Consider the following 23,104-nt stretch of genomic DNA (forward strand, 5'->3'; position numbering starts at 1 on the left):
GCTTGAAAAGCCTGATCTGCCATCGGAGTGTCCAGTGTTTGCCAATCTGTTGATCATCCTCGCCTCGTCCCTCGTGGTCATTGCCCTGTTCCGTCGCCTGCGGTTGCCACCGGTTCTGGGTTACCTGTGCGTCGGACTGCTGGTCGGGCCGAGTGCCTTCGACTGGGTCAACGAAAGCGAACACTTGCCTGACGTAGCCGAGTTGGGCGTGGTGTTTCTGTTGTTTTCACTGGGCCTGGAGTTCTCCCTGTCGAAGATGATCGCCCTGCGCCAGGTGGTGTTTCGTCTCGGCAGCCAGCAGGTGCTGATCAGCACCGCGCTGCTCGGTTTGCTGCTGATGCTGTTGGGCATGCCGATGACGCCGGCGCTGTTGCTCGGTGCCGGGCTTTCGCTGTCCTCAACGGCGATTGTGACCAAAGAATTGGGCAGCCTCGGCGAGGTGTTCAGCAGTCATGGCCAGAATGCTGTCGGCGTTTTGCTGTTTCAGGACGTTATCGCGGTATTGCTGCTGACGTTGGTGCCGGTGTTTGCCGGCAGCAGCGAGCAAGTCTGGTACTGGGCGTTGCCTTTGACCCTGGCAAAAACCGTGGTGCTGTTTGTCGGTCTGCTGCTGGCCAGTCGCTGGTTACTGCCGAGGCTGTTTCATGAAGTGGCCGCGTCACGCTCGGCAGAATTGTTCGTGCTGCTGGCGCTGGTGATTGTGCTGTTGACCGCGTGGCTGACGCACCTGCTGGGGCTGTCCCCTGCCCTTGGTGCATTTCTGGCCGGCATGCTGCTCGGTGAAAGCCACTATCGACACCAGATCGAGGCGGATATCCGGCCGTTCCGCGACATTCTGCTCGGGGTGTTTTTCGTCAGCATCGGCATGCTCATCGACCTGCAACTGTTCGTCAGTCACAGCCTGCTGATCCTCGGGCTCACCGTCGGTTTGATGGTGATCAAGGGTATCGTCGTGGCCTTGCTGGTGAAGTGGCGCGGCAGTGACAGCGAAACAGCATGGCGCAGCGGTCTGGCGCTGGCCCAGGGGGGCGAGTTCTGCTTCGCCCTGATGGCACAGATGCAGCAACACAGCATGATGCCCGAAGCACTGAGCGACCTGCTGCTCGCGGCGACGTTCTGCTCGATGTTGTTGACGCCCCTGTTGCTGCGCGCAGCGCCACGCATCGCAGCAGTGCTGCACCGCAAACCCAATCAGGAGGCGCAAATCGAAGAGATCAGCGCCCTCAACGCCGACCTCAACCAGCATGTGGTGATTTGCGGCTACGGCCGCGTCGGCCAATCCATCGGTCGTTTCATGCGCAACGCCAAGCAGCCTTTTATTGCGCTGGACAATGACCCGGTGCGGGTACAGGAAGCCGCCAGTGGAGAAAGCGACGTGCATTACGGCGACTCGTCGCGCGGCGACCTGCTGACCGCCGTGGGCCTGCTACGCGCCAGACTGTTGGTGGTTGCTGTGGATCAGAGCGACATTGCCCTGCGTATCCTCAAGGAAGCACGTCGGCTCAACGCCCACGTACCGATACTGGTGCGTACCCGCGACGACAGCCAGTGGGCCGAACTGAAAGCCGCCGGCGCCACCGAAGTGGTGCCGGAACTGTTGGAATCGAGCCTGATGCTCGCCTCTCACGCCTTGATCATGCTCGGCTTGCCGGCGCATCAGGTGCAGGAAAAAGTCGATCAGGTGCGCATCGACCGGTATCGCATGCTCCACGGTTTTTATCCCGGTAGCGACGATGCCGAGACTTAATCCTGACTTACCGCGCCGATCTTGTGCAGCGACAGGTCGGCGCCGTAATACTCTTGTTCCTGACTCAAGCGCAGCCCGTGCAGCGCCTTGATCACGCCGTACACAGCGAAGCCACCGATCAGCGCCACCGCAACACCCAGCGCGGTGCCGATCAACTGGCTGATCAAGCTGACGCCGCCAATACCGCCGAGCGCAGTCTGGCCGAAAATCCCGCAGGCAATCCCGCCCCACACGCCGCACAACCCGTGCAATGGCCACACACCCAAGACATCGTCGATGCGCCATTTCACCTGGGCGGCGGTAAAGCACCAGACAAACAGTGCACCGGCGATCGCGCCAGTCACCAGCGCGCCGACCGGATGCATCAGATCGGACCCGGCACAGATCGCCACCAGACCGGCCAATGGACCGTTATGCAGGAAGCCTGGGTCATTGCGCCCGACGAGCAGCGCCGCCATGGTGCCGCCGACCATCGCCATCAACGAGTTGACCGCCACCAGGCCACTGACGCCTTGCAGCGTCTGCGCGCTCATCACGTTGAAGCCGAACCAGCCGACAATCAGAATCCACGAACCCAAGGCCAGAAAGGGAATGCTCGACGGTGCGAACGCCACCAAACGACCGTCGCGATAACGGCCATTACGCGGCCCCAGCAGCAATACCGCCGCCAGCGCCAGCCAACCGCCCATGGCGTGCACCACCACGGAACCGGCAAAGTCATGGAAAGCGGCACCGAACTGTGCCGTCAGCCACGCTTGCAAACCGTAGTTGCCGTTCCAGATCATGCCCTCGAAAAAGGGGTAGATGAACGCGACAATCAAGGCCGTGGCGCACAACTGCGGCACGAAACGCGCGCGCTCGGCGATACCGCCGGAAATGATCGCCGGGATCGCTGCGGCAAAAGTCAGCAGGAAGAAAAACTTCACCAGTCCATAACCGTGATCGGCACTCAGTACCGCCGCCGGCTGCATAAAGGTCACGCCATAGGAAATCCAATAGCCTATAAAGAAATAGGCCAGGGTCGAGACGGCGAAATCACTGAGAATTTTCGACAGTGCATTGACTTGGTTTTTCTGGCGCACCGTGCCGACTTCCAGAAAGGCGAAACCGGCATGCATTGCCAGCACCATCACCGCACCGATCAGAATGAACAAGGTATTGGAACTGTGAACCAGGGTGTCCACAGCGCTTTGCAGATTTTCCATAAGCAGGCAGACCTAAAGGCGAAAAAGGCACCAAAGCGGTTCATGCGCACATTTCATGCACCAAGTTGCGACCACGCAGTCACAGATCCGAAGGTCCGACGAACCGCTTTGGCGCACGAGATCGATGTCCTGACACGAACCGGGCTTGTTTGGGATAAGGTTTCTCGAGGCGCACGCCCGGCAACAGCGCACAACCGCCGGGGAACGCACCACGACACAGCAAAAGTTGTACCAGTCATTTGTACTGAACCTTCGCGCAAGGCTCATACTCGAACGCTTCAGACGTCACTTACGGAGATCCACCCATGGCCAGCATCAAGGCAAAGACCGCTCAAGAAATCCTGATGAACGACTTCCAGACTTTGGTCGCCGACACCGAGCGCTTGCTCGAGCACACCGCCACCCTGGCCGGCGATCAGGCCGATGAGCTGCGCGAGCAGATTCACGACAGCCTGCTGCGCGCCCGCGAAACCTTGAAACTGACCGAAGAAACCTTGCGTGATCGCGGTCAGGCGGCGGTCACTGCCACCGAAGATTACGTCTCGGCCAACCCTTGGCAGTCCGTCGGTATTGCCGCCGGTGTCGGCTTCCTGATCGGCCTGTTGGCTACCCGGCGCTGATTATGTCGATCGGTGAATCCGGCCCGGCTGCGGGCACCGCCTCTTCCACGCGACGCCTGGGCGCCGCCGTTCTCGGTCTGCTGCACAGCCATGTCGAATTGTTCGGCATTGAATTGCAGGAGCAGAAATCACGTACCGTCAGCCTGTTACTGTTCGCAGGCCTGGCGTTGGTTTTTGCCCTGTTATTACTGGTGGGCTTATCGACACTGGTGATGATTGTGTTCTGGGACACTTATCGCCTTGCTGCGATCATTGGCCTGTGCGTGTTCTATACCCTGGCCTCGATCTTCTGCGCGCTGCGCCTCAAGGCTGCGATCTTCGATGAGTCTTCGCCTTTCCACGGCACGCTCGAAGAGCTAGCCAACGACCGGGAGCGCCTGCTGCCATGAGCCTGCCTGAACTGCCACACAACAGCTCGCGTCGGGAAATGCGCAAGGCGTTGATCCGCCTGCGCATGGAAATGCATCGTCAGGAAATCCGCCATGAAGCCGGGCAAGTGTTGCAGCCTCTTCAGCGCATGCGCGGCATGTCGCAAAACCTGCAAGGTGGTTTCGGCATCAAACACGCGCCTTTGTGGGGCGTGGCCGCCGTTACGCTATTGGGATTCATCACTGGCAAAGGCGCGAAAAGCGGCGGTGTCGGTGGCCTGACCCGCTTGATCCGGCTCGGCGCCAGCCTCGGGCCGCTGATCAAACTGGTGATGCAGAGCTCGGCGAAACGCTAAACAGATACATCTGGCTACATTCTTGCACTGTCGGCGGGATGAACCTCTTTATCCGGAGGTTCAATCCCGCGCGCCTACCCGGTCGGCGGGGTTCACCAGAACAAGAACCACTAAGGAGGCCCCGTGATCGACGGGCAACCGCTCGCCTGCTTTCAGCCTTTCATCGATACCGCCACCGGACGCATTGCCGGCGTCGAAGCGCTGGGGCGCCTGCGCCAGGCCGACGGTCAACTGAACTCGGTTGGGCCTCTATTCGCCGACCCGCGCACGCCCGCCATTGCCCTGCGCCGTCTCGACCGGCAGATCCGCGATAACGCCTTGAGCCGCTTGCATGAAGCGCCGGCAGACTGGTTTCTCAGCCTGAACATGTCGCCACGCTGGATCAGTCGCCTGCGCGCCGATCAAGCCCTGCCCAGCCTCAAACAATTGGCGCGCTACGGTATCGATCCGCAACGCATCGTCTTCGAGATCACCGAACTGGGCGGCAATGGTCAACGTCTGGCCGAAGTCGTCGCGCGCTATCGTGAGGCCGGAGCGAGGATCGCTATCGATGACTTTGGCGCCGGCTACTCGCAACTGGATCGGGTGCTGGCGCTGCAACCGGACATTCTCAAACTTGATATGCGGCTGTTCCAGGCTGCGGCACTGGGTGGGCCGAGCAGCGACGTGGTCAAGGCCCTGGCGCAGATGGCCGAGAAGACCGGCTGCTGGATCATCGCCGAAGGCGTCGAGACCGAAGCACAGTTGAATTTCGCCCTGGAATGCGGATCGCGCTATGTGCAGGGATTCCTGTTCGCGCGGGCACAGGAGGCGTTTTTCCCCAGTGACGCGTTCGTCCAACGCTTCGCCGAGCTGCGCCAGCGCTATGTCCGGCAGAAACTCGTGGAGCGCGGGCGGCTGATGCAAATGCGCCAGCAACTCGCTGAACTGATGTCGATCCTGCAAGCCTGGGCTCAGGCCCATGCCCCTTTGAGCGCTTTGCCGCAACTGGACGCCTTCCCCTGGCTGCTGCGGTTTTATCAATGCGATCGCCACGGCACGCAACTGACGCCCAATCTGGAATGGCGGCAGCATGGCTGGGTCGCCGACAATCGCTATCTGGGGCACAACTGGTCGTGGCGCCCGTACTTCTATCATTTGCTCGCCGAAGGTTGGGAGGAGCGGCGCTTGACGCTCTCCAATACCTACCGCGATGCCACCAGCAATCAGTACTGCCTGACAGCCGGGCAGTTTTTCGACAACGGTGAACGTTTGCTGCTGATCGACATTGACGCCGCCGGACTGTAGTTCCGCTTGCAGGGGCGGACGTGAACCGGGAAGCTAGGGGCCAACGCCCCCAGTCACCTGACGGAGAGAATCAGCCTTGGATTGGCACACCCTGCTCAACCGCGAACGCCTCGGCAAGCCGCTGCACAGCCCGCAAGAACTTGGCCGCAGCCCTTTCCACAAAGACCATGACCGCATCATCTTCTCCGGCGCCTTCCGCCGTCTCGGGCGCAAGACCCAGGTCCACCCGGTCAGCAGCAACGATCATATTCACACGCGCCTGACCCACTCGCTGGAAGTCAGTTGCGTCGGCCGTTCGCTGGGCATGCGGGTGGGGGAAACCCTGCGCAATGCCTTGCCCGAATGGTGCGACCCGGCCGATCTCGGCATGGTGGTGCAATCGGCGTGTCTGGCCCACGACATTGGCAATCCGCCGTTTGGTCATTCCGGTGAAGACGCCATCCGCCACTGGTTCCAGCAGGCCGCCGGACGCGGCTGGCTCGACGGCATGAGCGAAGCCGAACGCGCCGACTTCCTCAATTTCGAAGGCAATGCCCAGGGTTTCCGGGTCCTGACTCAGCTGGAGTATCACCAGTTCGACGGCGGCACCCGACTGACCTACGCCACCCTCGGCACTTACCTGAAGTACCCGTGGACCGCGCGCCACGCCGACTCCCTGGGCTACAAGAAACACAAATTCGGCTGCTATCAGAGCGAGTTGCCGCTGCTCGAGCAGATCGCCCACAAACTGGGCCTGCCGCAAATCGAAGACCAGCGCTGGGCGCGTCATCCGCTGGTGTACCTGATGGAAGCCGCCGACGACATCTGCTACGCGCTGATTGATCTCGAAGACGGTCTCGAAATGGAGCTGCTGGAGTACGCCGAAGTCGAATCGCTGCTGCTCGGGCTGGTGGGTGATGATCTGCCGGAAACCTATCGCCAGCTCGGCCCGCAGGATTCGCGCCGACGCAAACTGGCGATCCTGCGTGGCAAGGCCATCGAGCATTTGACCAACGCCGCCGCACGGGCCTTTGTCGAGCAACAGGACGCCCTCCTCGCCGGCACGCTGCACGGCGATCTGGTCGAGCACATGCACGGCCCGGCCAAGCGTTGCGTGCTGAATGCCAAGGACATCGCCCGCAAGAAAATCTTTCAGGACAAACGCAAAACCCTGCATGAAATCGGCGCCTATACCACGCTCGAGATTCTGCTCAACTCGTTCTGCGGCGCGGCGCTGGAACAACACAACGGTCGTACACCGTCATTCAAAAGCCGGCGCATTCTCGATCTGCTGGGCAGTAACGCACCGGATCCGCAGGGATCGTTACACACGTCGTTTCTGCGCATGATCGATTTCATCGCCGGCATGACCGACAGCTACGCCAGCGACATGGCGCTGGAAATGACCGGGCGCTCCAGTCACTGACCCGCTCGCCTACGGGCGGCCATAACGATGGCCGCCCGTATCCACACAGCCTGTGATTATCGACCCACAAGTGTCGACTGGCGTCTGATATGGCTGAAATAGCGGCAATTATTGCGCCGACGAATCAGCAACTTTAAACATCTTTAAAAAGCCATTTACGGCCAGTACTTGCAAATCATTCAAGTCAAACTATAAGCCCGTTCAAATCCAGCACTTCCTTACGTCAAACCTAGTTTGGTTGTAGTCCGTTTCTTCATTAATTGTAGGATTAATCCGATATCGTGACTGAAGCCATGTCACTTCATGCGAGTGCTCATTCAACTGGAATGTACACCAACAACTGTTACTTTTGCTCTCTCCTCCCCCACCAACCCCCGTATCCCCCTGACTTTTCCTTTTCTCCCCCTCCGATTTGCAGCTTCTAGCTCACGAATTTCCATCAAGAAATCGTAAATCATGGGGAGCGTGACTGGCATGGTCGCTTTGAACACATAGAAAATTTGTATTAACCACAGGATCGAGCCAGAGACCGAAGAAAATTTCAAAAGATTTTTACATATAATAAGACTGTAAAGAGGATTAAAAAAAACACAACATAACAAAAAAACAATTTCAAAGCCGCGACAAATAAAGAAAAACAAAAAACCGTCCTACTAAAAGTCCACATAACAACTTTATCAATAGTGTCAAAGTGACAAAACTCAAAATGCCTTAGCTCAAAAAAAGTTTGACACCTCGATATCGGAGAACTACGTTGTTGATAACAAAGATTCGACAGCAAAAATCAAAAACGACCAACCACCTTCCAAAAAAAACCACAACAAACTAGACGCTAGCCAGATAAGGTGTTTAACGGAGAGATCAAATGAAGTTAGTTCTAAGCACATCCGACTTCAAAATTTCTGGCACTCCTTACCCGGGTTTTCCACTTGTGCTCGATAAGCTGATGAACATCCATTGGCACATCTTTGAATTTCTTGTGTTCATCTGTATTACCCGAGGCACTGTTAATAGCGTTCTGACGTGGGAACAGTATGGTCGTGCCATGTATGACTTCTTCAGCTTCTGCGAAGCAAACGGTCATGATTGGACGAATACTAGGATGACAGAAGACCACTCTATTACGGATAGGTACTATAACTGGAGTATTTCCGAATGTGGTCTTCTATCAAGCACAGTGAATGATCGACTCAGCGTTATTTATCGCTTCTATGAGCATGCACTGGAGGTCGGCTGGATCTCCAGTTTGCCTTGGCTGGGAGATAAGCCCTTCCTCAAGGATCAAAAGCCGGGACTTATTAGCAAGGACACATCCGGCGGCTACAAAAGCCACGCGAGCGGCGGTAAAGGCATGAGCACGACGGTAAAAGTACTTAGCCGTAGTCAAATCGACACGCTAATGGATTCGATATTCAACACCGAGTTGCAGCTGATAACACGGCTAGGATTGGGCTGCGGATTGAGAAAAGAGGAATTGGTAACTTTTCCTTATCAATACATCGTCAACCCGGACGACTATCCACGGCAAAAAAAGAATTACCGCATAATGCTCAGATCTCGTGACATGAAGCTCAAGGGAAAGAAGGACCGCCAGATCGACATTGCAGCTCCATTGATGAAAGATTTGTGGAATTACATCAAGTTTGACCGCCAAATAAGAGCAGCGTTAGCCATAGACGAAGCGGATGAGAAAATACTTTTTCTCACCCAGGACGGTCGCCGTTTTGCGAATGGAGGCCGCGGGTTAAACCGGTTATATAGCCAACTCAACCTCCCCTTCAAGGTTTATCCTCACATTTTGAGACACACATATGCGACTCATACTCTCTACGTTATGAGGAAGATGGATCTTCCCTTAGAGCCATTGATTTACATAAGGGATCGCCTTGGCCATTCAAGCATCACAACTACAGAAGTGTATGTCCACTTTATAGAGCTTGTAGACGATAAAATCCTAGATACCCTCCAGAACAAGCTCGAAGAGTACTACGAGGAGGTGGCGCGTGAGGCAGCGTAAAAAATTCACTTCAAGCGAATTACCTAGGCCCATGAAAAGTGAACTTGACGGAGCTAACCAGCCCAATGCAGTCAATGGACAGTTTGACGCTTCACTTGACGGCACTCGCCCGCCGCAGATTAACTTTCCGGATAATGCTACTGAGACAAGATATTTTTACTCTGTAAAATTTTTAGGTAAGCATTTCGACGATGTTGTTTTGACTACATTTGCAGTGATTGCACGGCTTCTCGATTCTGCTATTAAAACCGGACAGCAGACGTATGCTTACACCACTCTCGTGTGCTATTGCACAATGGGACTAGTTCACTTATACGCCTACTGTGAAAAACTTATAGCTTCTAAATCATTTTTATCACTAACCAGTGCAGACATTAACGAGGCGTTCATACTTGGGTTTGAAGAATTTTTGCAAAAAAAACCGATAAAATCCCAACGACACATTTTCACTAGAGTAAAAAAAATTCTCACGCAAAGAGAGTTCAATGTAGACCCCTCGTGGTTTCCGGTGAATAGTTTTGCAAAACGCTGTCCAGAACAGCCACCCAGATCAATTCGCTTCACTCCGCGGGAACATACGGCGCTGAGAATCGCCCTAGCCCACGAAATGAGGATGATCCTATCCAATGATAAACCATTAAACCGCCATGATCTTAGCGTGTGTCTTTTAACGATCGCAGACAAAACAGGCGCTAACCTTCAGCCACTCCTAGAGCTTGATACGTCCGATATAACAGAACATCCCTTCCACCCACTGAAGCGATTACTGATCTTATACAAACGTCGAAACAATTCGACCCATCCGATACCGTTGATACCCGGCTCCGTCGGAGAGGAGGAAGAGGAGGAAGAGGCAGTGCCAAAGTTTGCGGAAGCTGATCCCTTCATCGAAAAATTGATCAATATAATAATCTCAAGAAATGAGCGCGCTCGCGACTCTAGTAAATTCCCTTTCAGAGTTTTCGTTTCATTCACTGCTAACACCCTTAAAAAGAATGGAAAGATCCTTACCAAGTCGGCTATTGACGGAACCATTAAAACCCTGATTAAAAAACATAGTCTAAAATCACAGGATGGCAGGCCACTTGTGGTGAATTTTGAAAGAATCCGGAAAACGTGGATCAACAATGCTTTCGAAGTATCAGATCACGATCCATACATGACAGCCGCACTTGCAAACCATGGGATTAAGGTAAGCAACGACCATTATCTTCAAGCTCCTCCTGATGCGAAACAAAAGCATTTTTTAATGGGAGAAGTTAGAGTCGACGAACTACTAAATTACGATTTCGAAAACACACTAATAGCGAAGTGCAGCGATATCATACACGGAGAGCGCGCGCCGAAAAATGGTAATTTGTGCGTCCAAGTTTTCGGCTGTTTCAAATGTTCGAATTTCGTCGTTACAGCCGATGACCTTTATAGACTATATAGCTTCTACCTTCACTGTTTGAGCTTACGTGGAAAAATGGGAGCAAGAGCGTGGAAAAAAGAATATTCCCACATAACGAAAATCATTACCAAAGAAATCTTGCCTAAGTTTGATGAAAAACTGGTTGAGGCTGCGTCTAAGAAAGCCAAAGATCATCCTCATCCAGCCTGGAAACATTAACACAAGGGTTATAATTATGATGACTATCTTTCTAACCAAAGAGCTAGAAAAAGCTATTAAAGAGGATTCTTTTGACTCGCTCGTGGCGACATATTACGTTTCATCGGATGATATACACCGCCCCTTGAGCTTATTCAAAGAGATGCGTTGGCGCCTCCCTGATGAAATATTTCCAGTGGGAACAAATGAAAGCGCTAAGTGGCTAGATTTCTCAAAGCTTCCCTCAAAATTTATCCACACCATGAAAGTTGCAACTCTCCGATATATCCGCTTCAGAAACAAAAAAAATAATAAAAAGCGCAGAGGCCGTTCTATTGTGGGCTTCCTCGAAACCGCTGTCTTCTTTTTAAAGTACGCAGAGCCATTAGCCAACTCCTTAGCAAGCATTAATCAAATAATTTTTGCGAACTACGTGTATGCGTTGAAAAACTATCCAGCTGTTAATGGTAAAATTCTCACACCTGGCGTAATCAGGTACCGACTCCAAGTAGTTGAGCGGATCTACATCCTTACTGAAGGCCTAAGTGATCCGCTGCCAAAACCTTGGCCAACCACAAATGCTTATGAGATAAGCGGTCGTGCCGGCTCGGCCAGAAACTATGTAGCTACTGCTCACATCCCTGATGACATCCTTGCCAAACTTTTTCAGCAGGCAATTGCGCATCTTGAAAAAGCAGAACATTTACTTTCTGTAAAGCGAGAGCATAAAAAAAACCTTAAAACGTCTGATGAAAAATCGAGAGGCAACAGCAGACTTCAATTACAACTAGAAGGCTACGATGGCACTCTCATCTCGCTAAATGAGGAAATCAACTACACCCTAACTGCGTGCATTATAATAATACTCACAACAACCGGCATACGATCCAATGAATTACTCTCTATGACCGTAGATGGATACTTTACAACAATAGAGAACGGAGTAAAAATTAAATGGATAAGGGGCATGGTTGAAGATGTCCCTAAAGTTTGGATTTGCAATACCATCACGCACAAAGCAATCGAAATCGCAGTGAAAATCACTCAAGATCTACGCGACGAATTGATCACTCACATTGCGGACCTAAAAAAATCCAATGTGAACGACAGATTACTCTCTACCAAAAGCATCCACCAAAAATCGATTTTCTTAAGCGTTAAATCACGAGGGGAGATTTGCACGTTTGGTAATTGCGCCGTGAATCGACGACTCAAGCGATTCGCAGAATTAGCAAAGGTTGACTGGCGTTTAGCTTCACACCAGTTTCGTCCAACTTTCGCATTTTACGTTGTTCGCAGCAGACACGGAGATTATCGATATATGAAAGAACATTTCGGTCATGCCAACTTAGACATGCTAATTTCGTACAGTCATCACGGAGAACACGATGCTAGTCTCCTTGAGGACATTGGATTTGCTTACAGCGAATACAAACAATCAACCCTTGAGCATATGTTATTCGAATCAACGTACTTAGCAGGAGGGCTAGCTGAACCCGTAAAAAAATTTGGCGATCAAATTAAGACCTATAAAAACAGGTCGACAATGGTTAAATCTGTTAGTAACGATATTTACTTACGAGCCACGTCTGTCGGCTGGTGTGCTAATGATAAGGGCGATTGTATCGGTGGAGATGGGGTTGAACGAACGCGCTGTGCCAAAGACGGTGGTTGCGTACACTTCCTGGCTGATGAAACTAGCCTACCGGTTTGGCGCGAAATTGAAGCACAACAACTTGAACTAATAGAATTGGAGGACATCGGTGACGCGGGAAGAGCACGAGTGGCTAGAGATCTGGAGCGCTGTAGGAGCGTGATAGCTCAACTAGATCCGGAGCGAATGTGAGATGAAGCTTGCGCCCAATGTACCAGAAACTAAAGGCGAAATTACTCGCAAAAAAATCAGGTTGGCCATCATTCGAATTGAGAAAGGCCGACCTATCATCGTGAAAAAAGGACGCAAGCTAAGTATCAGTTCAGCTGCTGAAGAAGCTGGGATAACTGCTGCAACTATCCACAATCATCACCCAGACATGGCGGATCTCATTCGCCAAAAGATCGGTCGAGATATAAGAAAAGAAAAGAACGAAATTTTCGCTAAGGTACAAAATTTAAAAAACAGAATAAAAAAACTTACCAATGAGTTGGCAGAAATAAATAATGAATTTGCATTGCTAGCATCGGCTAATGCCACCCTAACTCGGGACAATGATAGATTGATCGCTATAATCAAGAGCGAGAATGTACATGTACTGCCTTCCAAACCTGCGAGTTAAAGGCGATTTATCATCGCTCACCTCATCTTTTTTTATTCAAAAAATCTAGATATTCAGCACGCTCATTGTTTACCGTCCTCGCCATTCATCACCCTGAAGCCCGCGCCTCCGCCGGAAAACTAAACTCATACGAATGACATATGGAGTAAGCGCATGACACGAAAAACACCACGAATCCGATCTGAGGAGCCTCTGTTGGATCCGTTCTTGGGCGCCCCGGACAAGGCCCCTTCCGAAGTACCTCTCAAGCGGATGAAGCCTTCACTTGAACGCCTCTTGGCGGAAACCCCAGCAAACAATCGTGATGAAGCTTGGGAGAAAATGGCACCGAGAGGGCTAGAGTTCTAACGCTGCCGGTTTGCCAACCCTATGAACCCTCAGAATACCAATCCCCTCGGTTGCCGGATGCCCCCGTCGCGGGCGATACTTAGCGGTGGATGGTGGACTCAGAAATCGTCAGTAAAGAACCCCCATTTGCCAACCAATTCATTTATTGCGAGCGAAATCCTCGACTCAGCCATCAGCTCCGCAGGCGTATAACTTAACGCCACCGCTACCGCCATAGCAAACTCATTCAAATCTCCTGGCTCGAATGGCCAGACTTGAAGTTTCATCACCGCCGGGTCGTTGGGACTGTACTCTTCAACAACCTCTATCGCGCCCTCCAAAAGTAGATAATTCGTGAGCGATATGGCGATGCTTTTTTGAGGGTAATCAGCCAACCGCGTGCGCGAATCCAAAAACGTGTCCCCAGCTTCGACTAGTGCGGGATGGCTGAAAGCACGGACGCACACTGATACCAATCGTGGCGACGATACGAGGCTCCTAACGTGGCGTAAGTCCACAAGCCCTTGAGCGAATTCCCATTCCAATTCACCGCGCAAATGAAGCTCTAGGTTTGGGTGGGTGGCCATCACCACACAAGTCGCGCGAACAAGTTGCGAAGTCAAACGCCAACCCCATATTCAAGCCGTTTGAGCATCAGGTAAATCGCCTGGCACCCCTCCTCCGTTGCCAGCAACTCGCACGGTCGCCGACCAGCAAAAGCGGTGCGATGTTGCTGTACCCAAAGCACTGCACCTTCTCCGAAAAACGACAAAATCGCGTCTACGGCTTCTACATAGCTTGCGATGTAATTGTCGTTATTCTTAACGTTTTTAACCCTAGCTATTTTTTCTGCCGGTGAATGTTGGCTACAGCGAGCCTGAAGCCAACCATCAACACTTATAACCTCACCTTGAATCCCGCATATCTCACAGACACAACCTGATACCAATTCCGCGATATCGAAAGCGGCACCGATGCTCTCGTCCCCTCCGCGATGGTAGATCCTCAGCTGACCAAATTTCTCTTTCACCTGCGTGACCTTCACGTCGAGCGGACTCATTCTTGCACGTTGCTGAACAAGCCATAGGGTTGCTTGGATCAGATCCCCCCAACCGTCATTGCATTCAAAACCAAAGATTGCCTCTCCGCAGAAGTCTTTCGGAAAAAGCAGAGAGCGGTACTGAACTGCGAGAAGCCTTTCAATGAAATTATTCATTACCCATTGCCCGCTTTGACCACAACGGGACACGGATCTGACTTAGCAATTTTGATGGATAAACCTGTCCGTCCATCAGCTCGTAGCAGACCCGCTCGTCCACTTCCTGAATCTCCCGAATTGGCTCCATCAGCCATTTACCCTGTTGGTTCAGCCAAGGGGGCGAAACGAGCTGAACCTCACGAATGAACTGTCCAGACGTGTCCCTTGAGGCCAAATCCAAGAGGAATTGTACTTTCGAAATCATGAACTGCTGCTGCGAAGAACCCTCCTCGCCTGCCACTTCATATGTGACAAAAAACCACTCGTCATTCGCCGTTTGCGAAATGTACTTCCAGCGGCTCGCGCCTTCTTCAAGCACAAAAAATGGATTTTCGATACGTGCTTGCTCGTGAGTTTCAAACATATTAACTCTCCAATAACTTTTAACAGCGTACTATAGTACGCTGCTAAGCGCAGCTCAATGTGGCTATATACTCCCTTTTGGAGTGGCCACATGCGCGAGCTGAACGACGCCTTTGCTCAAGCCTTGCGAGATATGAGGCACAGGGCCGATCTGGCCCAGACTGACTTTCCGCCTAAGGTCAGCCGGGAACACATCAGTTTGATGGAGCGAGGAATACGCTCACCGAGCTTGAATACGATCGACGACCTAGCCGAGGTCATGGGCATCTCACCTTTGGCACTGGTGCTCCAGTGCTACCTCCACCGCGATCCGAACACGAGTTTTGATTCGCTGATCTCAAAGGCGGCGCGGGAAATAAGGACAGAAATGATCCATGTCGGATCTAAAAACGATGGGGATCGGTAGGAGGGTCAGCGGGTTGGAGCGCTGTATCGCAGCAAGCAGGCCGGGCTGATCACCGCCCTCAGCGACCTGTCCACGCATTAGAGAAAGACCGAGCAGTTGCGCGGGAAAAATGACAGGTATCTTGAATATTAATAGCCGATGCTAAGCTCAGAACATTTGCTCATGCCCTTACCCGCAAAGGATCTGCCGATGGCAAAATTTTCATGGCCCACCTACCCCTCATCAGTGGCTGAATTCGAACAGCTGATGGCCGCTATTGATAAAGCGTTAGCATCTGAGGGCATAAAACCTTATCAAAGGCCACTTCACGTTGGACGCTTGTTTGGAGAGGCTTTTGGTTGGGGTGGCCGCATGACGCCCCCTGAGGAGCTAGCGAACCTCCCCGGTTACCAAGGCGATATTTTGATGGCCAAGGCTCTCCGTTGGTACAGCGATACGCTAGGTAATCGGTTGAAAACCTATTTCGAGCTAGGCTACGTACCGGCCCGTCTCGCCCAGACCATATGGCGCGTTCGGATAGCTGGCTGGTATGGCTCCGTAGAGTTTTTCCTACATAGAAATATGCTAAATAAGGGATCTAGCAAAGGAAGACCAAAAAGCCTACCAAGCATGAACATACTTACACTCGTCGAAGATCTACCACAAGGACTGGTAGACCGACTTACCGACGGTGAGCTTGAAGCTCATTTCATGTACCACATGTTTGCCGTAGAGAATATTCAGTGGCTGAATAATCTTCCTCGCACAAATATGCTGGATGTTGCCAGAGATGATTATGCGGGTTCTACCCAGGAATTAATCGCACACCGTTACCCTCAGTCCCGATGGGCAGCACAGCAATGCGTCGAGAAATCACTGAAAGGCTTTTTAGAAATAGCCGGCACAGCTTACCCCAAAGGCGGGAGAGATGGTCATAACCTCAGTAAGTTGGCGAAGATTCTTCATGACGAACATGGAGTTTTAATAAATTCGCATCTTATCGATATGGCGCATTGTTCCACCGGCGTGAGATATCAAGATGAACCTTCCACAGAAGATCAAGCGTTTCATGCCAACGTTGCGGCACTTCATATATTCGATACACTTAGGAAAAGCCCGGAGATCACGAAATTGTTGGAAAATTATTACACAGACAACCCAATTTATTAATTTTCACAAAGTAGCAAATGGTGGGGATGACAAATGGGACGGATTTTAATTCCTAGCTTTGACATCGGCTATTTCAATTTCTGCCTGTAGCCTCCGGCATCTCAAAACGGTCCAAGGACGAAGATTCTCTTCCTGCTTCGTCGAGGGACGCCAGAGGCGTCATTCACATTTTTTTTGTATCGACACGGAACAAAAATGAACGAGCTAACCGATGCGGCAAGATCCGAAAGGTTCGGGGGAATATGCGAAGCGATTGGCTTCACTCTTTGGCAACTCCAAACATTGGAAGGATCAACGGCGCAGTTTTTTGTGCTTGTCGAGCAAGCTGTGCCGCAAATGGGTGAGGAGCAAGGCAATCTCCTTGTAGCCCAAGCCCAAAAAAAGACTTTTGGCGGAAGTATCGCGCAACTCGCCAAAAGTGATCATCTTCCCGCAGGTCTATTGGAACGATTTCAAGCTCTGCTCAAAGAGCGCAACTGGTTAGTTCACAGCTCCAGTACAGATAGCAAAAAAGCTTTGGCCGATGATGCGGCCCTCGTCGGCCTACACGGGAGATTAGAATCCATCGTAGACGAAGCGAGGGGGCTGCTGAAAGAAATCTCAGCCTTATCGCAGAATTTCGTGCTCAGAAAGGGAATCGCCAAAGAAGATCTAGAAGCGAAGATCGCCGAAACACTCTTAAAGTGGCAAAGCAGCTAGCTCAAAACAGGACGGAAGATCTACGTCTTCGCTGGCCCCACAATCGCGAGAGGGCGGGCAATAAACCGGCTCCGCCGAAGCACGCCAGTGGGGGTCACATGGTGTCGGTTCGACTACTTCAGGAACTGCCCCATGCTTAACCGGTTGGTCAAACGGAGCTTAAACGTCGCAGGAAGTCCCCAATGACTATTCCCCCTAAGGATCCATCACTTCATGCGCATTGCAGCAGAAAAATTTCAACACATTCGCAACCTTGATGTGGATGAGCACCGGACACACTTCGCCTATGACTATTGGGCTAATGCGGTCGACGACAATCTGTACTTAAAATACCGGTTAAAGCTTGTGCGTGATGCTCTTGGAGACAGCTTCACGCGTTCTGAATTGGTTTCGTTTTACAGAGAACCAAAGGTAGGCGATGAGACTAAATTTATTGCTTGCATGATCTGGGGGCATGAAGCTCCTGGGGGAAGTCGGCGCGACTCGCGCGGCCCCTGGAAACTATCCAAAATGTTTGCCGACACAAACAGCACTGAAAAAGTGATTCGATCTGTTTCTCTCGGATCAGAAGAAAGCTTGATCCGCTCGTACAAGGCAATTGACAAGGTGCTTGATCGATGCGGCCCAAACTTCTTCTCGAAGCACTTCTACTTCCTAGGCAAATCGCAGGGTATGCGTGAATATCCACTAATATTTGATGATCGCGTCGCGAGTGGCCTACTGAAGCTCACACTAGGGAGCAGCTCAGTTATGTCTATGGTGAAAATTGGTACGATAAGAAAGCCAGACGCCTATCTCCAATATTTAAAGTTCGCGTTCGAACAGGCCCATGAGATTTGCTGCGAACCAGACCAAATTGAGTACTACCTGTTCACCCTGTAAGGCGATATATACTCCTCCGCTCAACGGCGCCAACATTTGATGCCTCCTTCGAGTCAGGTTTAGTTCGTTTAGAGCGTTAGCTAATGACTGCTTCACGCTCTAAGGAAGCGCGGTTCACCACTCCTCAAGAACCTAGATTAAGGTGACGGACTTCCTCTGGGCGTGCAACAGGCGGTCGTCACCGGCAGATATCGGCTCATAGCGGTCAGTCGAGAATATGCTTCAACAGCCACGAAACGTTACGAATAATCAGTCGTGTCACTTCCTCAAAACCACCGCTCATTTGATTTTCGGATATCTGATGTTCACGGTTTGTGGATACCGAAGGAATGATGAATGACGCAGCATAGCTGCTCGTCGCGTGACGCCATTCTTATCTACTCAGGAATTTTCATGGTGCTTTCGTTCAGCTATGGCAACAACCTTTCAAGCGCTCAGATTACAGCCCGCCGGACGTGTGTCTGCATGACCAAGGAGGGCCGAGCATGAACACTCATCTTCATGCGTTAGTCGTTGGAGCCAGCGGCATCATCGGTAATGCGGTGGTCGAGACTTTGGTGGCAGATCCGCAATGGAGTGTCCGCGCCCTGCGTCGCAGTCTGAACCCGGATGTCGATTCCATCGAGTGCGACCTCACAGATGAAGCAGCTACCAAGGCCGCACTGGGGGATGTAAGCGATATCACCCACGTTTTTTTCGCGGCTTACCAGCCCAATGGCAATGCTCTCATTGAGGCACAGACCAATGCGGCGATGTTGCGCAACGTCCTCGACGGGTTGAAAGCCGCTGGAGCCAACGTTCACCGGGTCGTGCTGTACCAGGGCGCGAAAGTCTACGGCGGCCACTTGGGCGGGCCGGTTCCTACGCCGTTTTACGAAGATGCGTCTCGGCATCTGGCGGCGAATTTGTATTTCGCCCAGGAAGACGTCCTGCGTGAACGCCAGCTCGCCGGCGAGTTGGAATGGTCAATTCTGCGGCCGGATGCCGTATTGGGCGACATCGCTGGCAATCCTTTCAATATCGCCATGGTAATCGGTGCTTACGCGGCACTGTGCCGCGAAGCTGGCGTGCCACTCAAATTCCCCGGTTCGCCACACACTTATCGTGGCATTTACGCTCAATTAACAGATGCCCGCTGGCTTGGACGCGCAAGCCTATGGGCCGCAACTGCCGATAGTGCGCGCAATGAAGCCTTTAACTTAGTCGGTGAACCGTTCCGCTGGAATCACCTGTGGAAGAAGCTGGGTGAAGCCCTTGACCTGCCGATCGATGAACCACAACCGATGTCGATGAGCACGTACATGGCTGATCAGGCAGATGTTTGGCAGCACCTCGCAGAGAAACACGACTTGCAACCCATACCATATGCACAGTTAGTGAACTGGGGGTTTGGAGACTTTGTATTCAACTTCCAACAGGACCTGCTTTCGGACATGGGCAAGATTCGCCGTGCTGGTTTCACGGAGCCTATGCACACCGAAGTCGCGTTAGTCGAAATGATCGCTAGCTTGCGAGCAAAACGCTTTTTGCCGTGAGGTGTTTGGCATCCACACTGACGTTAAAAAATCTCCCACACAACTACGCCCAGACGTTGAGATCTTGGCGATTAACCTTACCTCGCCAGCAACACTTGCTCACCCTGGCTATTGGAAAGCGTTCAAGCCCCGCTGAACGGCGGGCCTTGCTTCGATGGCGTGAAACCAATCTGCCAGCCGAGGATGGCTTTCCCAGTCCAAACGGTCGCGAACAGATGAAGCGATCGTAAATGCAGAAATATCTGCCATAGAGAAACGATCTCCGGCCATAAATTCCTCCGTCAGAAAACCCTCTGCAAAGATGAGTTGCTCGATGACGCGCTCGCTTATCACAGCGGCGGCATCGTCCAATCCTGCCTGACGTAGGAAGAATGCGGCGTGGCTAGGAGCGATAACGTCAGTCACGAAAAAGAAGTAGCGATCAAAAACTCTGACAGTTTCTGGGCCGGGCCAAATTGGCGCAAGCTGACCTGGAATTTTAGCATCAGCGTATTGGATGATCGCGTTCGACTGATTGATGATCAGCGCTGGCGTCTCCGAATGGTCGACCAGTGTAGGAACCTTACCGGCAGGATTGAGAGCCTTGTAAGGTATATCGCGCTGTTCATGTGCCCACAGATCCACTTTTTTGGCAGTGTAGGCAATACCCGCCTCTTCCAACGCAATTGCAGCCCGAAAACTGTTTCCTGTGTTGGCGCCATACAGCTCTATCAAATTGTTCATAAGACACTCTTATAGAGTTCAGAGTCCAGGCTGTGAGTCAGTTGTTATGGCGTGACCAGAACGCGGTGGCTACGGCCAAACCCTGAGCCAGGAACTGGTTGGTAGAGGTGTCGTTTACACTGCCATCCGCATTGCGTGTGTAGGTGTCGATGAGCCTCTGAAACAGTTCGGTGTTCTGGCTGCCGCCCGACTTGATACCGGCGTAGTACTCATCAAGCGATAGGCTGCCATCACCAGACTTGTCGAAGGTCTTGAACATGATTTGGGCGTTGGCGTCGCTGACTCCAGCGCGATTTAGCTGCTTCACGAAATGGCTGCGATCGAGATCCTTGCCGCCGCCTGCTTGAACGAAAAGCTGTGGCGCCCAAGCCTCGCTAAGTGGCATCGAGCTTTTGTCTGTGCCGAGTTTAAGGATGCCCAGACGCAAGCCCTCATTTCCTTCGTCAACGGTAAGCGTGATGTTTTTTTCTCCTCGGGCGTAAGCGGCGAGACCCGGAAATTTGTCGGCATCAACCTGAGAGGCAGGATTCTTTGCCGCCTCGCTTAGCGTCACAACGGTGGACGGAGGTGGTTCGCTGGCAACGTCGGCTGGACGGTCAACGCCTGTGATGACATCGGTCGTCAACGGGGCGAGCTTAGGAGTCGCCGAGGTTTGTTGAGAGTATGTAGCGGATGCACTGGTGATAATTGAGACTGACATGCTGGAAGCCCCCCATCGAGTGAATGCTCCCCAGACATTCGATTTGCGAATCTCCAGGTGCTTACGTTGGACTATGTACAGTATTAATAGTGATCACTATCATTAACAGTGAATCTACCAGCTCAATGAAAAAATCAGCAATGCTTTTTTTCTTTGTGGGGGAGCGGAATATCGGATTCACGCGATTGAATAGAGCGGCATCCAATAAGGCCCACAAGCTTTACAGCTCAACCCTGCTTGTTGCCACTCAGAGCGACTGCATTACGTCTGAAAGAAACTCAGTGAAAAGCCGTACTTTTTGCGAAGGTACCCGTCCGGCGGGGTAAACGGCGTTGACCTCAATTGAATCCAGCGACCAGTCCGGCAACACCGAAAGCAGTTGCCCAGAGTCCAGCTCAGCTTCACAGATCCAAGCAGACGCAATGGTCAATCCTAGCCCCGAACATGCGCTGGCCAAGGCAGCCTCTGCCGAAGCGACACGGATACGTGGTGACATCTTTACAACCGTCGATACGCCATCACGGCTGAAATTCCAGCCCGGACTTGCTGACCCGCCAGGGCCTGCAATGCAGTGAAAATTCACCAGATCCGATGGATGCTGAGGAGTGCCCAAGGCATCCAAAAACGATGGCGAGGCAACCAACAACCGGTGCTCAATCGCGAGTCGCCTGAAACCAAATGACGAGTCTTCCAATTCGCCAAAACGGATCGCCATATCGGCGCCTTCAGCGACTAGATCATGCATTCTGTCCAACGTGAGAAGCTCCAGTTTCAGCTCAGGATGGATTGCCAAAAATTTCGGCAACTGGGGGATGACAATCCTTCCCGCGAGAATGGAGGGCAGCGCCACTCGCAGTACACCTTTCAGGCTGTCCATTCCCATTGCGACGTGGTCGGCCTCCTCCAGATCAAACAGAATCTGCCGTGCTTTTTGCAAAAAAGCGTGTCCGGCCTCCGTTGGCACAATTCGACGCGTACTACGCAGCAACAGCCGCGTATTTAATCTTGATTCGAGTTCAGAAATTATTCGGGAAATGGAGGGCTGAGATAAGCCAAGCTCCCGGCCTGCTGCCGAAAAGCTCGCTGTCTCGGCCGCTCTAACGAACACCTTCAACTCTTGGAAACGATCACTCATTTTGATCTCGGATAGGTGATATTCAAAATCACCCGATAGTCCCCATTTTGCGAATACCGCACCATTCTTCAACACGCTTTGCGCCGCGCTGTGATGCACAGCGTGGTGAGCTAAAACGTCACCACAGAGGATTGAAGATGAAAGTATTTGTCACCGGAGCATCGGGATACTTAGGCGGTTCCATCAGCCACCGCTTGGTCGAAAACGGACATGAGGTTATCGGTTTGGTAAGGACGCCTGCACAAGCTGAATGGTTGGAAGCGCGGGGCATTGCTGCGCAGATCGGAACGCTTGATGACGCCGATTTGCTTCAAGAGGTCGCGCTCTCCGCCGACGCCACTATCAATGCCGCGAACTCAGATCATTACTTCTCCATTCGATCATTGATCACTGCGTTGGCCGGTACCGGGAAAACTCTCATCCATACCAGCGGAGCCAGCATCGTCTGTGACGACGCGATGGGAGGTGAACCCAGTCAGGCCATTTACGGAGATGATCAGCCTTACACACCCATGCTGCACCGCGTTCCCCGAATTGAAATCGATCGCATGGTCAGGACTGCGGGCGTCAACCAAGGTCTGCGCGCATTTGTAATCAGCCCGTCGACGGTTTACGGCAACGGCCTAGGCATGAAAGTCGTGAGTGACCAATTACCCAAAATCGTCGCGAAATCCAAAGAATTGGGTGCCGGGGTTTACATCGGTAGCGGCAAAACTATCTGGTCCAACGTCAACATCAACGACCTTGTGGATCTTTACCTTTCAGCCTTGGAACGCGCGCCATCCGGAGCATTTTTCTTTGCAGAGAATGGTGAAAGCACCTTCGAATCAATCGCGCGCGCAGTGAGCAAGTCCCTTGGCTTCGAAGGCAAAACCCTAAGTTGGGACATTGATGATGCGATGTCTGAACTGGGTGGTTTCGCTCGGATTGCGCTGGCGACAAACGCACGTGTACGCGCCGTCAACGCGCGCAAGCTTTTGGATTGGCAACCCAGTGGTCCGTCGCTTGAGCAAGCAGTTGAACAAGGGCTCTGATTAACAAACCGTCTCAGCGAT

The 23,104-nt window shown here is 52.3% G+C and carries 23 protein-coding genes; 16 read left to right on the forward strand and 7 right to left on the reverse strand.

The window, feature by feature from the left end:
- The first annotated feature begins 34 nt into the window (after positions 1 to 34).
- Positions 35 to 1,747 carry a cation:proton antiporter gene (locus AB4O01_RS10955; protein WP_460091688.1) on the forward strand — a complete coding sequence of 571 codons (1,713 nt, stop codon included), beginning with the start codon at positions 35 to 37 and terminating at the stop codon, positions 1,745 to 1,747.
- Here AB4O01_RS10955 and AB4O01_RS10960 read toward each other — a convergent pair.
- Complete coding sequence (locus AB4O01_RS10960) at positions 1,744 to 2,952, reverse strand: ammonium transporter (RefSeq protein ID WP_095048442.1); 1,209 nt, start codon at positions 2,950 to 2,952, stop codon at positions 1,744 to 1,746. The two genes, AB4O01_RS10955 and AB4O01_RS10960, sit on opposite strands and share 4 nt — an antisense overlap.
- 305 nt (positions 2,953 to 3,257) lie before the next feature.
- Here AB4O01_RS10960 and AB4O01_RS10965 point away from each other — a divergent pair, with 305 nt between their 5' ends.
- The 9 genes from AB4O01_RS10965 to AB4O01_RS11005 all read left to right on the forward strand — a co-directional run bounded on the left by AB4O01_RS10965 (position 3,258) and on the right by AB4O01_RS11005 (position 12,872).
- The gene (locus AB4O01_RS10965) at positions 3,258 to 3,572 is read left to right on the forward strand and encodes an ElaB/YgaM/YqjD family protein (protein WP_007908653.1); all 315 of its coding nucleotides are present in this window, start codon (positions 3,258 to 3,260) and stop codon (positions 3,570 to 3,572) included.
- Between the two features lie 2 nt (positions 3,573 to 3,574).
- Positions 3,575 to 3,961 (forward strand): phage holin family protein, encoded by a 387-nt coding sequence (locus AB4O01_RS10970; protein ID WP_093435120.1) that lies wholly within the window; start codon positions 3,575 to 3,577, stop codon positions 3,959 to 3,961.
- On the forward strand, positions 3,958 to 4,296 hold the full coding sequence (locus tag AB4O01_RS10975; RefSeq protein ID WP_460091689.1) for a hypothetical protein: 339 nt from the start codon (positions 3,958 to 3,960) through the stop codon (positions 4,294 to 4,296). The genes AB4O01_RS10970 and AB4O01_RS10975 overlap by 4 nt, the downstream gene beginning before the upstream one ends.
- 123 nt (positions 4,297 to 4,419) lie before the next feature.
- A complete protein-coding gene (locus tag AB4O01_RS10980; RefSeq protein WP_093435124.1) occupies positions 4,420 to 5,583 on the forward strand; it encodes an EAL domain-containing protein in 1,164 nt (387 codons plus the stop codon).
- Between the two features lie 76 nt (positions 5,584 to 5,659).
- On the forward strand, positions 5,660 to 6,988 hold the full coding sequence (locus AB4O01_RS10985) for a deoxyguanosinetriphosphate triphosphohydrolase (protein ID WP_116256543.1): 1,329 nt from the start codon (positions 5,660 to 5,662) through the stop codon (positions 6,986 to 6,988).
- 865 nt (positions 6,989 to 7,853) lie between these two features.
- Positions 7,854 to 9,005: a tyrosine-type recombinase/integrase gene (locus AB4O01_RS10990; protein WP_460091691.1), complete on the forward strand. Its 1,152-nt coding sequence runs from the start codon at positions 7,854 to 7,856 to the stop codon at positions 9,003 to 9,005.
- Entirely contained in the window at positions 8,992 to 10,617 is a 1,626-nt protein-coding gene (locus tag AB4O01_RS10995; RefSeq protein ID WP_460091693.1) for a hypothetical protein, read from the forward strand. The genes AB4O01_RS10990 and AB4O01_RS10995 overlap by 14 nt, the downstream gene beginning before the upstream one ends.
- 16 nt (positions 10,618 to 10,633) lie before the next feature.
- Positions 10,634 to 12,442 (forward strand): tyrosine-type recombinase/integrase, encoded by a 1,809-nt coding sequence (locus AB4O01_RS11000; protein ID WP_460091695.1) that lies wholly within the window; start codon positions 10,634 to 10,636, stop codon positions 12,440 to 12,442.
- A 1-nt stretch (position 12,443) separates the two neighbouring features.
- On the forward strand, positions 12,444 to 12,872 hold the full coding sequence (locus tag AB4O01_RS11005) for a TetR family transcriptional regulator (RefSeq protein ID WP_460091697.1): 429 nt from the start codon (positions 12,444 to 12,446) through the stop codon (positions 12,870 to 12,872).
- 446 nt (positions 12,873 to 13,318) lie between these two features.
- Here the strand turns inward: AB4O01_RS11005 and AB4O01_RS11010 are convergent, their stop codons facing one another.
- The 3 genes from AB4O01_RS11010 to AB4O01_RS11020 form a co-directional block, all read right to left on the reverse strand.
- The gene (locus tag AB4O01_RS11010; RefSeq protein WP_460091699.1) at positions 13,319 to 13,612 is read right to left on the reverse strand and encodes a hypothetical protein; all 294 of its coding nucleotides are present in this window, start codon (positions 13,610 to 13,612) and stop codon (positions 13,319 to 13,321) included.
- Between the two features lie 206 nt (positions 13,613 to 13,818).
- The gene (locus AB4O01_RS11015; RefSeq protein WP_460091701.1) at positions 13,819 to 14,415 is read right to left on the reverse strand and encodes an MbcA/ParS/Xre antitoxin family protein; all 597 of its coding nucleotides are present in this window, start codon (positions 14,413 to 14,415) and stop codon (positions 13,819 to 13,821) included.
- Positions 14,408 to 14,821, reverse strand: coding sequence for a hypothetical protein (locus AB4O01_RS11020; RefSeq protein WP_460091703.1), 414 nt, complete (start codon positions 14,819 to 14,821; stop codon positions 14,408 to 14,410). The genes AB4O01_RS11015 and AB4O01_RS11020 overlap by 8 nt, the downstream gene beginning before the upstream one ends.
- Before the next feature lie 90 nt (positions 14,822 to 14,911).
- On the opposite strand from AB4O01_RS11020, the gene AB4O01_RS11025 reads away from it, so the two are divergent.
- The 5 genes from AB4O01_RS11025 to AB4O01_RS11045 all read left to right on the forward strand — a co-directional run bounded on the left by AB4O01_RS11025 (position 14,912) and on the right by AB4O01_RS11045 (position 19,491).
- Positions 14,912 to 15,226 (forward strand): helix-turn-helix domain-containing protein, encoded by a 315-nt coding sequence (locus AB4O01_RS11025; RefSeq protein WP_460091706.1) that lies wholly within the window; start codon positions 14,912 to 14,914, stop codon positions 15,224 to 15,226.
- A gap of 189 nt (positions 15,227 to 15,415) precedes the next feature.
- Positions 15,416 to 16,375 carry a HEPN domain-containing protein gene (locus AB4O01_RS11030; RefSeq protein ID WP_460091708.1) on the forward strand — a complete coding sequence of 320 codons (960 nt, stop codon included), beginning with the start codon at positions 15,416 to 15,418 and terminating at the stop codon, positions 16,373 to 16,375.
- A 195-nt stretch (positions 16,376 to 16,570) separates the two neighbouring features.
- The gene (locus tag AB4O01_RS11035; RefSeq protein WP_460091710.1) at positions 16,571 to 17,074 is read left to right on the forward strand and encodes a hypothetical protein; all 504 of its coding nucleotides are present in this window, start codon (positions 16,571 to 16,573) and stop codon (positions 17,072 to 17,074) included.
- Between the two features lie 213 nt (positions 17,075 to 17,287).
- Positions 17,288 to 17,956 carry an 8-oxoguanine DNA glycosylase OGG fold protein gene (locus tag AB4O01_RS11040; protein ID WP_460091712.1) on the forward strand — a complete coding sequence of 223 codons (669 nt, stop codon included), beginning with the start codon at positions 17,288 to 17,290 and terminating at the stop codon, positions 17,954 to 17,956.
- Positions 17,957 to 18,441: 485 nt separating this feature from the next.
- Positions 18,442 to 19,491, forward strand: a complete 1,050-nt coding sequence (locus AB4O01_RS11045; protein WP_460091714.1) for an SDR family oxidoreductase — start codon at positions 18,442 to 18,444, stop codon at positions 19,489 to 19,491.
- Between the two features lie 108 nt (positions 19,492 to 19,599).
- Here the strand turns inward: AB4O01_RS11045 and AB4O01_RS11050 are convergent, their stop codons facing one another.
- The 3 genes from AB4O01_RS11050 to AB4O01_RS11060 form a co-directional block, all read right to left on the reverse strand.
- Positions 19,600 to 20,214, reverse strand: a complete 615-nt coding sequence (locus AB4O01_RS11050; RefSeq protein ID WP_460091717.1) for a glutathione S-transferase family protein — start codon at positions 20,212 to 20,214, stop codon at positions 19,600 to 19,602.
- Between the two features lie 37 nt (positions 20,215 to 20,251).
- Positions 20,252 to 20,914, reverse strand: coding sequence for an EF-hand domain-containing protein (locus AB4O01_RS11055; protein WP_460091720.1), 663 nt, complete (start codon positions 20,912 to 20,914; stop codon positions 20,252 to 20,254).
- A gap of 247 nt (positions 20,915 to 21,161) precedes the next feature.
- The gene (locus AB4O01_RS11060) at positions 21,162 to 22,124 is read right to left on the reverse strand and encodes a LysR family transcriptional regulator (protein ID WP_460091722.1); all 963 of its coding nucleotides are present in this window, start codon (positions 22,122 to 22,124) and stop codon (positions 21,162 to 21,164) included.
- Positions 22,125 to 22,186: 62 nt separating this feature from the next.
- Here AB4O01_RS11060 and AB4O01_RS11065 point away from each other — a divergent pair, with 62 nt between their 5' ends.
- A complete protein-coding gene (locus AB4O01_RS11065; protein WP_460091723.1) occupies positions 22,187 to 23,083 on the forward strand; it encodes an NAD-dependent epimerase/dehydratase family protein in 897 nt (298 codons plus the stop codon).
- Positions 23,084 to 23,104: the final 21 nt, after the last annotated feature.

Source organism: Pseudomonas sp. S2_E02 (assembly GCF_054668355.1).

What these genes read in the sequence shown, in the direction of transcription:
- AB4O01_RS11000 (WP_460091695.1), top strand. Translation starts at nt 10,634, where the DNA reads ATGATGACTATCTTTCTAACCAAAGAGCTAGAAAAAGCTATTAAAGAG.
- AB4O01_RS10970 (WP_093435120.1), top strand. Translation starts at nt 3,575, where the DNA reads ATGTCGATCGGTGAATCCGGCCCGGCTGCGGGCACCGCCTCTTCCACG.
- AB4O01_RS11045 (WP_460091714.1), top strand. Translation starts at nt 18,442, where the DNA reads ATGAACACTCATCTTCATGCGTTAGTCGTTGGAGCCAGCGGCATCATC.
- AB4O01_RS11050 (WP_460091717.1), bottom strand. Translation starts at nt 20,214, where the DNA reads ATGAACAATTTGATAGAGCTGTATGGCGCCAACACAGGAAACAGTTTT.
- AB4O01_RS11025 (WP_460091706.1), top strand. Translation starts at nt 14,912, where the DNA reads ATGCGCGAGCTGAACGACGCCTTTGCTCAAGCCTTGCGAGATATGAGG.
- AB4O01_RS11055 (WP_460091720.1), bottom strand. Translation starts at nt 20,914, where the DNA reads ATGTCAGTCTCAATTATCACCAGTGCATCCGCTACATACTCTCAACAA.
- AB4O01_RS11035 (WP_460091710.1), top strand. Translation starts at nt 16,571, where the DNA reads ATGAACGAGCTAACCGATGCGGCAAGATCCGAAAGGTTCGGGGGAATA.
- AB4O01_RS11005 (WP_460091697.1), top strand. Translation starts at nt 12,444, where the DNA reads ATGAAGCTTGCGCCCAATGTACCAGAAACTAAAGGCGAAATTACTCGC.
- AB4O01_RS11020 (WP_460091703.1), bottom strand. Translation starts at nt 14,821, where the DNA reads ATGTTTGAAACTCACGAGCAAGCACGTATCGAAAATCCATTTTTTGTG.
- AB4O01_RS11030 (WP_460091708.1), top strand. Translation starts at nt 15,416, where the DNA reads ATGGCAAAATTTTCATGGCCCACCTACCCCTCATCAGTGGCTGAATTC.
- AB4O01_RS11015 (WP_460091701.1), bottom strand. Translation starts at nt 14,415, where the DNA reads ATGAATAATTTCATTGAAAGGCTTCTCGCAGTTCAGTACCGCTCTCTG.
- AB4O01_RS10990 (WP_460091691.1), top strand. Translation starts at nt 7,854, where the DNA reads ATGAAGTTAGTTCTAAGCACATCCGACTTCAAAATTTCTGGCACTCCT.
- AB4O01_RS11040 (WP_460091712.1), top strand. Translation starts at nt 17,288, where the DNA reads ATGCGCATTGCAGCAGAAAAATTTCAACACATTCGCAACCTTGATGTG.
- AB4O01_RS10960 (WP_095048442.1), bottom strand. Translation starts at nt 2,952, where the DNA reads ATGGAAAATCTGCAAAGCGCTGTGGACACCCTGGTTCACAGTTCCAAT.
- AB4O01_RS10965 (WP_007908653.1), top strand. Translation starts at nt 3,258, where the DNA reads ATGGCCAGCATCAAGGCAAAGACCGCTCAAGAAATCCTGATGAACGAC.
- AB4O01_RS11065 (WP_460091723.1), top strand. Translation starts at nt 22,187, where the DNA reads ATGAAAGTATTTGTCACCGGAGCATCGGGATACTTAGGCGGTTCCATC.
- AB4O01_RS10975 (WP_460091689.1), top strand. Translation starts at nt 3,958, where the DNA reads ATGAGCCTGCCTGAACTGCCACACAACAGCTCGCGTCGGGAAATGCGC.